Annotated in this window: 3 protein-coding genes and 1 pseudogene; 2 read left to right on the top strand and 2 right to left on the bottom strand. The window is 69.9% G+C overall.

The genetic code is table 11. The features are described from left to right. Together L0B03_RS08935 and L0B03_RS08930 are read left to right on the top strand one after the other, a co-directional pair. Positions 1-427, top strand: a 427-nt coding sequence (locus tag L0B03_RS08935) for a zinc-binding dehydrogenase (protein ID WP_250445462.1), incomplete at its 5' end; no start/stop codon positions are given. 14 nt (positions 428-441) lie between these two features. Continuing rightward, the gene (locus L0B03_RS08930) at positions 442-1,449 is read left to right on the top strand and encodes an alpha/beta hydrolase (RefSeq protein WP_250445461.1); all 1,008 of its coding nucleotides are present in this window, start codon (positions 442-444) and stop codon (positions 1,447-1,449) included. A gap of 1,400 nt (positions 1,450-2,849) precedes the next feature. Here the strand turns inward: L0B03_RS08930 and L0B03_RS08925 are convergent. After that, complete coding sequence (locus L0B03_RS08925) at positions 2,850-9,491, bottom strand: DNRLRE domain-containing protein (RefSeq protein ID WP_250445460.1); 6,642 nt, start codon at positions 9,489-9,491, stop codon at positions 2,850-2,852. A 235-nt stretch (positions 9,492-9,726) separates the two neighbouring features. Continuing rightward, positions 9,727-10,084 (bottom strand): annotated as a pseudogene (locus L0B03_RS08920) (hypothetical protein); the annotation flags it as partial.

The raw sequence follows: 10,084 nt of genomic DNA, 5'->3' as shown, positions 1-10,084 counted from the left end.
GCTCGAGGTGGTCGTCACCAGCCGTGACCCCGCCAAGCGTGCCCGTGCCCTCGAGCTCGGCGCGGCCCACGCCCTCGAGCCCGGCAGCCGGGTCCCGGCCCGGGTCGACGCCGTGATCGAGACCGTGGGCGCCGCGACCTGGGGCCACTCGGTGCGCTCGGTGCGCCCGGGCGGGACGATCGTCGTGGCGGGGGCCACCACCGGGGACCCCAGCCCGATGGAGGCCCAGCGGATCTTCTTCACCCAGCTCACCGTGCAGGGCGTGACCATGGGCAGCAAGGAGGACCTCGAGTCCCTGCTGCGCTTCTGCGCACGGACCGGGCTGCGGCCCACGATCGACTCAACGCTGCCCCTGGCCCAGGCCCCCGAGGCCTTCGCCCGCCTCGCCGCCGGGGAGCACTTCGGCAAGATCGTCCTCACGGTCTGACCACGGTGCCGTCCGTGACGCCCGAACCGCCGGAGGACCCGCCGCCTGCACCCGGGCCCTCCGGGTGGGTCGAGGACATCCTGGGTCCCGACTACCAGGCCCGGACCCTGCCCCTGCCCGAGGACGAGGAGGGCGAGGTCGTCGCGACCGTGGTGCGGCACCGGCCGGCCGCCGAGGAGCCGCGCCGGGCCGCCCGCGCCGTGCTCTACGTCCACGGCTGGAACGACTACTTCTTCCAGACCGGTCTCGCCGAGTACTGGCACGACCAGGGCGCAGCCTTCTACGCCGTGGACCTGCGCAAGTACGGCCGCAGCCTGCGCCCGCACCACACGCCCAACTACGTGGCTGACCTGCGCACCTACGACGAGGACCTCGAGGCCGCCCTCGCGGCGGTGCACGAGGACCTCGGCCCGTGGGCCCGGGTGATGCTCATGGGGCACTCGACCGGTGGGCTCGTCGGGGTGCTGTGGGCCCGGCGCAACCCCGGCCGGGTCACGGGGCTGGTGCTCAACTCGCCCTGGCTCGAGCTCACCGGCTCGAGCGTGATGCGCACCCTGAGCACCCCCGTGGTGCAGCAGCTCGCGCGGATCCAGCCCAAGAGCCCGATGCTCAACATCGACCCGGGCTTCTACTCGCGCACCATCCTCGCCGAGCACGGCGGCGAGTGGACCTACGACCAGGCCTGGCGGCCCACGCCGTACTTCCCGATCCGCCCCGGCTGGCTCCAAGCCATCCTCACCGGGCACGCGCAGGTCGCCCGAGGGCTGGACCTCCCGCTACCCATCTTCATGGCGGCCTCGGCGCGGAGCCTGATCCTGCCGCGCTGGCGCGAGGAGATGCGCGAGGTGGACACCGTGCTCGACGTCGACCTCCTGGCCCGGCGCGCGGTGCTCCTCGGCCCCTTGGTCACCGTGGTGCGCATCCAGGGCGGGCTGCACGACCTGACCCTCTCGGCACGGCCCGCTCGGGAGAGGTTCTACGGAGAGCTGTCACGGTGGCTGACGGCGTACGGGTGGGACTGACGTAGGACGGGGGACGAGGGAGGGCGAACCTCGTGGAGACGACGCGCGAACAATCGCTTCACGACCCAACTTGTCGGCCCTCTTCGCCTGTCAAGCTGTTTGCCGCCGCAAGATCAAACAATACGTAGCGCCCCAGGAAGATGATTGGTGCAATAGGAACTAACCAGGCTCCCCAAACGAGTGTCCGTGCGCGTCGAGCGGGGGCCCGCAATCTTGGCCGTGCAGGTCCGCGACCGAGACCGCGCCGTCGGTGCCGGTCGCTGCGAGGTTCCCGCCCAGCGAGGGCTGGCATACCGGGTGGTGGCCGTGGTGCCCGCGGTGTGGTGGTGGCTCAGCCGGGCTTGTCGGTGGCGTCGGTGTAGTGACGCACCGTCACCGACCCCGCGCCCTGCCGGATCGTGCCGCGTCGAGCAGGTCGTCCAGCGGTCAATCGCACAAGGAGCCAAAGAGGGATGAGCCGCCAAAGAGGTGAACCGACGCTGATCTGCGGTTCTGTCATTACGTAACCTGTCGGCGTTCCCGTAGTGGCCGCACTGCTGCCTCACGGAATCAAACAGCGCATGGCTCCATACAAGTGTCCGCCCAAGCGGCCGTCACTGTTTTCAGCTCAGGCTATTCAACCCAGGGCGGGAAGGACCAATTTCGCGGCAGATCTCCAACCTGCCGACGTGCCGTTCGTATCCAAGGATCCGTACCCACGATGAGAATCTCGTCGATTCCGCTCCCTTCATCCAACCACGCGACTGTGTCAATCTGCGAAATGTCTTCAAGATGCACCCGCCGAAGACGTGGTGCATCAGCAAGGGCGGCAGCAGCTCTAAGACTGCCGATGCTCGCGATTTCGACAGCCTGGAGGGAAGGATTGTCTGATAGTGACGAAATGTCGAGAGAACGAGCGCCGTGGAGCGTGAGCCTCTCGATCCGCTCAGTGCCAGCCCTGGGCACAACCACATCTCCCCTGAGACCGGTGAGTTCGAGTTCGCGAAGGCGCATGGCGCCGTGAAGCCAGCCAAAATCTCCGCCTTCGAGACTGAGTGTTGCCAACTGCTCTACGGCAGAAATTGACTCCCAATGTCGGTGGGCGTGTCCCGCGAAAGCGCACAAGGGGAGCCTCGATAGATCAGTAGGTGCCGTGGGCTGGCACCAAGCCTCGAGCTTCCGCAGAGAAGATGCACGCTCAAGGATCCTCGTGTCCACAGACGATCCGTCCGCCACAATCACGGCCACCAGTTCAGCAATCACAGGCTCCAGAAAGTCGAGCGCGGGCTCCCCTGGGGGAAACTCCTCGATGAGAATACCCCTGCCTGCGCGGATTGCACTGCGCAACAGCCTCTCGGAGGGCCGCTTTCCTCGTACCACTTGGTACCGCGTATCTCCGACTTTTCGGGTGCGTAGGAAATTCATAGCCCCCTCCAATTTCGCGGAGTACTCCTCATGAGATGTTGACGCCGGGCACCGATGGGGTTCCTGTGATTCGCGAGGTTGCGCTTTCCGCCCATTCTGTTGATCATTCTTTGCTCGGCGACCTCCCGGCGAGTCCTGTTGCCCGGGACTCGATATACGCGCGCCGTGGCAGCCTGCCATCGAGTGATCTTTCCACTTCTGACGTGTTCACTTAGCCTCCGGCCTACATTTCCGCTTTGTCCCACGTATTTTTGCTTGCTCACGGTTCGCGCCACATAGATGCCACCCCGCGCGAGTTTGTATGCGCGGTAGCCCCACGCCAGTGCGCCAACTCCTGGTATGAAGCCTGCCGCAGTTAGTGCGATATCAGCCTTGTGCTTCCATGCCCAGTTACCCGCAGACCTCAGGGACTTCCGCCAGTTCCAGGCGTTCCCGTCGAGGTCGTATTGGTTGATGGGGTCTTGGGGGTAAGCGTAGGCGGTGGTGTTGCCGCCGACGACCGGGTCGATGCTGGTGAACAGGCCGGTGGTGGGGTTGTAGAGCCTGGCTCCCATGAGCAGGAGGCCGGTGGTATCGGTGGCGCGTTCCTTGGCTCCGAGCCACCCGTAGGCCAGTGCCCCGGTGCCGGAGGTGGGTGCGGCGAGGGGGTTCCCGTACTCGTCGTAGGTGTCCAGGCCCCCGGGGATCGGGACGGGCCCGGTCAGGTCCAGGGTGGTGGCGACGTTCCCGTGCAGGTCAGCCACCGCCACCGAGGCCGCGTCGTCGGTGACGGTCACCGCGAGGTCCCCGCCGATCGAGGCGGCATACCTCGTGGTGGTCGTGGTGCCCGCAGTGGTGGTGGTGGCCCATCCGGGGTTGTCGGTGGCGTCGGTGTAGTGGCGCACCGTCACCGACCCCGCACCCTCGGCGGGGGTGGTGGTGGAGGTGGCGCGGCGTCCGGCCGGGTCGAGCTCGTACGCCGTGCTGGCCCCGCCCTGGGTCAGAGACCGGGCCGCGTCGGTGTCGTAGTACCCGAGCGTCAGGTCCTCGGCGTCTGCCCCGGCGGGGGTGTCGACCCCCGGGACGTTGGTCTGGCGCCCCAGGGCGTCATAGACGTAGGTGCCGGTGGTGTTGGCCCCGGTCTGGACCTGGTCGGCGGCGGTGTAGGACCACGCACTGGTCGTGGTCCCGGTCGCCTCCGACGCGCAGTCCTCCTCGAAAACAGCCTGGGTGCGGGTCAGGCGGTTGCCGTTGGCGTCGAAGGTGTACCCGCGGGTGGCGCACACCCCGTCGATAACGTCGACCACACCGGTCAACCGGGCTGCGCCGTCGTAGGTGTAGGCCTGCTCGCGCGAACCCCCGCTGGCCGAGGGCCCGACGTCGGTGGCGACCCGGCCCAGGGAGTCGAACGTGCGGTTCCACTCCGCAACGGGCTCCCACTCGCCGCCGGTGCCGACCGCGCTGTAGGCCAGGGTGGTCTCCTGGCCGGCGCGGTCCACGGTGACGGTCTGGACGACCTTGTCGGCGATGGTCTGGGAGACCATCTGCCCACCGCCGTCGTAGGTCGCGGTCAGCTGCCCGGCCTTGGAGTCAGTCTGGCTGGTGACCAGGCCGCGGCGCTCGGTGGGCCCGTCGTAGGCGTAGGTGGTGCTGCCCGAGGGGTCGGTCACCGTGCTGACGCGGCCGGCGTCGTCGTAGGCGGTCTCGGTGACCTGGCCGTCGGTGTCGGTGTAGGTCAGCTCGCGGCCCCAGGTGTCGTGGGTGAGGCTGATGCGCCCTTGTTCGACCTCAGCCCCGGGCGGCCCGGTGACCGCCACGGTCGCGACGGCGGCGCCGGTGGTCGGGGAGTACTCGGTGCGGGTGGCCGCCACCGGGGTCGAACCCTCGAGCCCGGCAACGGTGGTGCTCGAGCGCACCGGGCGCCCAGCAGCGTCGAAGGTGCTCTCGGTGCGGCGGGTCACCCCGGCGCTGGTCTCGGTGACCACGGTCGGTGCCAGGTACATCGAGTAGGACTGGGTGTGCTCGACCGGGACGTGAGGGGTGTCCACGGCCCGGCGCACCTGGCACGTCAGGCCCGCCCACTGCGGTGCACTGCCGCACACCGCTCCGGCCCCGGCCTGGGTCTCGGTGGTGTAGTAGTCGGTCAGGGTGGTACCCGCATCAGGACCGGCGGACATCGGCTGGCGGGACTCCACCACCCGGCCCTGAGCGTCGTAGCGGGTCGAGGTGGTGATCGTCTCGGCCCCGTCGTGCACGGTCGTCCTGGTGGCCGACCCCAGGGTCCAGCCCGACGTCGGGCCCACGGGGTCGGCGCCGTCGATCGGGTCATAGCTCGTGGTGGTCGTGGTCAGCAGCGTCCCGGTCTCGATCGGGTCGGCCGGGTCCGAGGACCCGGTGGCTGCACTGACGTCGTGCACGGTGACCGCGGTGGGCAACCGGAAGGGCAGAGTCGTGGCGGGATTAAGACCGCCGTTCGGTGCACCCTGGTCGTAGTCGGTGTGGGAGTGCTGGCGCACGAGACGCGTCTCACCGGTAACCTCGTCCTGGGCCTCGGTGGCCGGGGACCACACGTCGGTGACCAGGGTTCCGGCCGGGTTGGCCTCGGTCGCGGCGTTGTAGCGGGTGATGGTGGCGTAGGAGTTGACGTCCTGGTCGCTCATCGACTCACCGGACTCGCCCACGGCGGTGCGGATCTGGTCGATCGCGTGGGCGTCCAGGCTGCGGATCTCCCGGCCTGCGTCGTCGTACTCGGTGGCGTCGAGCTGCCACGCCCCGGCCCCGTAGGCCGCGGTGTTCAGGACCCGGCCCTTGGCGTCGGTGTACTGCAGGTCGGCGAAAGACCAGTCCTCCGCGGTGACGTCAGCGGTGCCTGAGCCGGCGACGCCCGGGCGGTCCGCCCCGAAGACAGCGGCCCCGTAGACGGGTGCGGCCTGCTGCCCCCACACCCCGACCTCGTCACCGGTCATCGCCGGCAGACCGTGGGTCGCCTTCGTGGGGTCGATGCCGTAGACGAACCGGGCCAGACGCACCGGCGTCGTACCGGACACCGGGGCACGGTCCACGGTCACCAGGGACATCGCGTCCTGGGAGGTCTTGCCGTACCCGAGGGTGAAGGGCTTCAGGCCCGGCGGGGTCACCGTGGTCAGCAGCGGCTGGCCCGAGGTGGAGGTGCCCGCGTAGCCGTAGGCGGCGGTCAGGTTGGTGCGGGGGTCGGTGACCGAGGCCAGGCGCTTGGCCGAGTCGTAGCGGTACTGCGCGACGGCCACGCGCGTCATCGCTCCGGTCCCGTTGCTGACGGCGGGGTCGAAGGCCTCGTACTCGATCTGGCTCACCTGACCGGCCACGGCACCGGTGGTGGTGTTCGTGGCACCGGCGTAGGTGATGTGCAGGGCTCGACACCCAGGCACCAGGGTGCCGCTGGCCGGGCAGGTCACCCCTGGGGGTGCCGGGGCCAGGATGCGGGTGATGCGGCCCTGGGCGTCGCGGGTGAAGCTCGTGGTCCCGGCGTTGCCGGGCTCGATGACCACGCTCGGCAACCACTCGGCCGGCTTGCCCGCGGTGTAGCCGACGGGGGTGAAGCGGGTGATGGTGCCGTCGTCGGTGGTGAGGTTCAGCACCGCGCCCGCGCCCGCGCCGCTCAGGGCGAGCTTGGCGCCGGCCTCGGCGGTCTCGGTGTCCAGCGCGGTGTAGGTGCCGGTCTTCAGGGCCACCCGCCCGTTGCCGGGCTGGCGGTAGATCAGGGCTCCGCCCTCCTCGTCGACCAGCACGATCGTGCCGTCGATGGAGGTGTTGTCCACGACCTCCCACCCGGCCACGCCCACGTCGGTGCCCTCGAAGGAGGCCTTCCACCCCGGACCGAACACCGAGGTCGGGTCGGCGCCGGCCTGGGAGGAGTAGGACCGCGAGATCGACAGGTCACCCGCGTACCCGGGCACCGAGACGTCGGTGGTCGCGGTGTTCAGCTCCCCGGTCCATAGGGCGACCTGTCCCGGGCCGGCGTCGGCCACGGGGAAGCTGTCGCCGAAGGCGTGCGGCACCCGGATGACCGAGGTCTGGGTCTCGGCCTTCTCGGTCCAGGTGCAGCGGGTCTGGCCGGTGGCGGAGTAGGTGAAGCAGACCTGCACGTCCAGCACCAAGGGGGTGCGGTCCTGGCCCACCGTCTGGGCTGCTGCGGCCGCAGACCATGCGCGGTTCACCGACACGGCCTGCCCGGCGGCGACGGCCGGCAGGGCGATGGCGTTGGGCCACCCGGTGGTGCTGCCCGTGCCGGGCGTCGCCTCGGTCAACGACCCCGCCGGGCGCCAGTAGATCGTCGGGGTGACGGTCCCGGTGACCGCCTTGGGGGCGGTCGCCTGCACCTGGAACTTGTCAGTCGACTTCGCCCCCGTGGCCGGGCCGGTCATCGTCGCGCCACCGGCACCGAAGGTGAAGGTCGTCTGGCCCGAGACCCACCCGGCCTTGTCTACCGCGCGCACGGCCAGGGTGTGCGCACCACTGGTGGGGTTCCACGGCAGGTCGTAGTACGGGGAGGCGTTCGCCACGGCGGCCTTGGTGACCCACGCGCCACCGTTCTGGGAGTACTGGAAGCTCGCCACGTCCGCGGAGGTCGAGCGCATCCGGAACGTCGTCGACGCCGGTGCCGTGTCGCGCCACTGGCCGTTGGTGTACTGGGCGGAGGTGACCGTGGGGGTCGTCGGCTTGGTGACGTCCACCACGAAGGTCGTCAGGGTCTGGGACGCCTTGGACCGCAACGATCCGTCATACCCCCACGAGCGGGCCGTGTACGTCGCGCCGTCGACCAGCGCAGGCATGGAGCTCGTCGGGGTCAGCACCGATCGTCCGCCCGAGGCGACCGATGACCCGCCCACCTTGGCCCACACGCCCGTGGAGCCGCGCAGGACGTCGAACTGGGCCCGCAGGTTCCCCCCGTCCGCATCCTTGACCACCGCGGACATCCCTGGCTTGAGCGTCTTGACGTACAGCACCCGGTTCGCCGCGGCGCTCGAGGGGTACCAGTGGTACTGCCCAGAGACGAACGAGGACCCTGACGGGGTCGAAGGGTAGGAGTTGTACGTCACCACGATCGTGGGCTTGCCCGAGGTGGCGTTGCCGGAGTTCATCCGCTTCCACCCGAAGTTGTCGGTCTCGGACGCCGCCCGCAACCCGATCGTGTTCGTCGTCTTGTCCGAGTCCGCCCAGGCCTGCGCCAGTGTCGTGATCGGCACGTTGGTCCACCCGTCCGCACACGCACTGGAGTACCCGCGCGTGGCCGTCGGGGAAGCCCACTTGGTGTTCCACGACGGCTGAGAGCTCCACCGCGAGGACGACGAGGCGGCCGTCGTGGACCACACCTGCCACTCCTTGGCGGTGCACGACCACGAGTGGTGCTGCCAGACCCGCAGCTCGGCCGAGGTGATCTTCTTGCCCTTGATCGCCGTGCTGCTGAGATTCAGGAAGGACCGCGCCTTGGACGTCCCCCCGTTGTACGTCCCCACACGCAGCTCGGTCTCCGAGGAGTTGTCCCAGGTGTGGTCAGACTGCACGAAGGTGTCGAAGGTCATCGACAAGCTGATCGTGGGGTCCACCACCACCGGGAACTGAACCGACGGGTCCTGCAGGAACTCCTGCGGGGACATCGTCAGCACCGCCGTGTCGCCCTCGACCTTGGTCTCGGTCGGCACCTCGGCCACCTCACCGGCAGCGGGCTCCTCCTCCGCGGCGTCCCCGCCCGCATCTCCAGCCTCAGCCGATGCAGGCAGGTCCTGCCCGTTGGCCCACAGCACGGGCTGACCCGCGACGTCCCACTCCTGGGCGACCGGCGCCGCGCGCTGGTCGTCGTGCACCGCGTCCCACATCACCGGGGTCCCCACCACCGCGGCCACCTCACCGTCCGGGGCGGCGAGCTCCACCGTCCCCGAGGCGTTGACCTCCGCGGTCGCCCCTTCACCGGTCACCGCCAGCGGAAGGTCCACGACCTCCTGGGCATCGGGACGCTCGTGCACGACGAAGTACTGCTCCAGGCCGTCACCGGTCACGTCCACGACCATGTCCACCCCGGCACGCACCTCGGGGTAGGTCGCCCGCGGACCCGCGACCACCGGCTCGGGCAGATCGCCGGGCCACGTCACCACACTGGTGACCCCCGTGGCCGGATCGGTCAGCTCAGCGACCACGACCTCGCCGCCGTCGGCTGCGGTCTGCTCACCGGAGAGCACCACGTCACCGGAGTGAGCCACCGGGGTCCATGTCCCGCCCGTGCCCCGGACCAACGTCGCGTTGGCCTCGGCCCAGTCCTGCTCTGCAGTCCCATCACCGCCAGTGCGCACCCAGACCGGCCCCGTCGCCGCCGCCAGCTGCCACTGACCGTCCGCCAGGGCATACACCGACTGGGTCTCGGTCCGCTGAGACAAGTCCTCCACCCGCTGACCGGTCAACCGCGCCAACGTCGCCGCAGCAAAGCCGTCCGCCGCCGACAGCGCCTCCTCGACGTCATCGGCCACCACCGGCTCGGCCTCGGCGGGCCCGGCCTCGGGCGGGGCAGCGGCAGCCGGCATCCCGGCCCACAGCAGCGAGCAGACCGCCACAGCGGCGGTCCCCACCACTCCTCGACGCCAGTACTCGGGCACACCAAAGGCAGCCGTCAGGATCGTCACAACCATCGCTCCACGTCAGGGCCAGCAACGCCGGCGGGCTACCGGACACCCCCCAACGGGCCCGGCCCCAGCTGGTGCGGATGATCATCCGTCCACGATGGTGGCCGAAACGTAGCCGATGTCGAGGCCGGCTGTCACGACCTTGAGTCAGGAAGCGTCGTAGATCACCCGACTAGCCCAACGATCAAGGACTGACATCCGACGGGGTATTGCCCGGTTGCCCGCGGGCCAGACCCGTGCCCTACAGGCGCAGCGCCTCGACCAGCGTCGGCCCCTGCCCGTCGCCGAGTCGCCAGGACCGCCAGCCGTCGACGACGCTCTCGGCCCCGCTCGCCGCGGTCGCCGCGGCGTCTGGGTCGGCGTGCAGGCTGCCGTCGACGAGCTCGAGCAGGCCGTCGGGGCGCAGCAGGGCTTCGTAGCGCACCCCGCGTCGCAGGCGGATCCACACCAGCGCCATGGGCTCGCCGATCCGTGCCGCGAGCGCCGCTAGCTCGGGGTCGGGCTGCAGGGGCGGCGGCTCGATGCCGGTGAAGGCGTAGGGCAGGTCGGCCGCGGGACGAGGTGCCGAGGCCGACTCGGCCAGCGGAGTGGGCGCAGGC

This window comes from Actinotalea sp. C106 (genome assembly GCF_023630195.1).
Taxonomy (GTDB): domain Bacteria; phylum Actinomycetota; class Actinomycetes; order Actinomycetales; family Cellulomonadaceae; genus Actinotalea.
The sequence above is the reverse complement of the archived record's forward strand: the minus strand, read 5'-3'. Positions and strand labels throughout refer to the sequence as shown.

Bases quoted from the DNA above. Each gene is read 5' to 3' on its own strand.
- L0B03_RS08925 (WP_250445460.1), bottom strand. From the start codon at position 9,491: ATGGTTGTGACGATCCTGACGGCTGCCTTTGGTGTGCCCGAGTACTGG.